The organism is Bartonella sp. ML70XJBT, from assembly GCF_028618425.1.
GTDB lineage: Bacteria > Pseudomonadota > Alphaproteobacteria > Rhizobiales > Rhizobiaceae > Bartonella.
Genome location: NZ_JAQISX010000080.1, coordinates 1 through 1,566, shown reverse-complemented (window position 1 = coordinate 1,566; position 1,566 = coordinate 1). Strand labels below are relative to the sequence as shown.

Genomic DNA, 1,566 nt, shown 5'->3' with positions numbered 1-1,566 from the left:
AGGTCTGTGCATCCGCATCAGGGGCTGTAACAACCGCTCCAATGGCGGTTTGATCAAATGTTGCTAAAGGACGGGAATCCTCACCAGCCTCTACAATGCGAATACCATGATTAAATTCTGTTGCCATCTTGCTCTCCAAATCAATGAAGAGACTATAACAAGCATCACCATGCTCCATAAGCCTGACACTGTCAGTAAAAAAAGCCCTTTCAAAGGACTTTGAAAGAGCAATAAAAAGGACTTAAAAATCATACAAGCTCGCTTATAGAACAGCTATCCATTTGACTTGCGCTCTCTTTGGTTTTGTATTTAATTTTTCCATAATCTTATAAGGACAGCACCATCAGCTCCAGCCCCGCTTGGACAACGGTAATAGCAAGAACCTGCACCGCCACCCCCAAAACCACGCCCTGCTTTTCCTGAAGTATAATCTCCTTTCCCACCACTTCCAACTCCACCACCCCCACCTCTTGATGTATCACCCCCAGCATCACCGCCATTTCCGCTTACGCCTTTTCTTCCATTCGTTCCAGCATAACCATTGCCGCTTTTGGCAATTCCTGGATGTTCGTCTGTTGCTAAACCCAAATTTCCCCCCACGCCTCCAGCACCACCAGAACCTAAAGAACGAATACCACTGTAGCCACCATTTCCTCCTGTAGCAGTGATAAAATTTTTGCCAACGGTTGTTGTGCCTCCAGAATTTCCTGTCTCACTAAATTCTGAAATAGAAGCTCCTCCTTTACCAATAGCGATATTCTCATGCCCATTTAAACTAATTTTATAGCCATACCATACCGTACAACCGCCACCGCCTCCACCACCACCCATATATGGATTATTAGTTGCACCACCACTACCCCCACCACCCCATGCTTGTATCTCAACTTTGGTTTTATCTGTGACCCAATCGGGCCACTGAATTTTTCCGTTCTGCGTATAGAGCAACTCAGCATCGGCAAGAGCCGGCCAATTGGTGATTTTATCGGTCAAATCTTTTTTAAGACTTTTTATCCCTGCCAAGATGGCTGCATCCACTTGCGCCTTCGTATAAACAACATCACCATCGATTCTCAAAGGTCCTTTAAGCAAGCTTCCGCTCGTACTTAAGTTAGTGACCACTTTGTTGTTATGGGTAATATTCAATGATGTGTTTCCCAACAGCTCCAAACCACCACTCATGGTGACTTTGCTGGTAAATTTGTTATAACTTTGCCATTCATTGGCTTGTTTTAAGCGCCCATAGCTGGTCAGATCTTCGTTAATCTTGGCTCTAAAGTCATCAAGCCCCACAATATCTTCTGTTTTATGTTTGTGTGCACCTAACAGTGAGATAGCACTGCCAAAGGTAAAATTATTGTTGCTTGATTTGTAAAGAACATAATTATTGGCAGCATCTTTTGCCCCCTCGATATCGCTTAAATCAGCAAAGGTGAAGGTTTTATCGGCTGCCATCTTGCCATTAAGGGCGCTTTCTAAACCCGTCACATCACTGATTGTGTGCGTGTGTTTTAAAGGTGCTTTCCCCTCTACCTTTTCCTCAACATCCGCAAGTGCTTGATCAAT

The 1,566-nt window shown here is 44.3% G+C and carries 1 protein-coding gene and 1 pseudogene; both read right to left on the bottom strand.

All coding sequences use genetic code 11. The features are described 5' to 3' along the window. A pseudogene (locus PVV65_RS09990) lies at positions 1 to 127 on the bottom strand (phage tail protein); the annotation flags it as partial. Between the two features lie 182 nt (positions 128 to 309). Then, positions 310 to 1,566: Bgr_08870 family protein (locus PVV65_RS09685; protein WP_273790016.1), on the bottom strand; the 1,257-nt coding region annotated here is incomplete at its 5' end.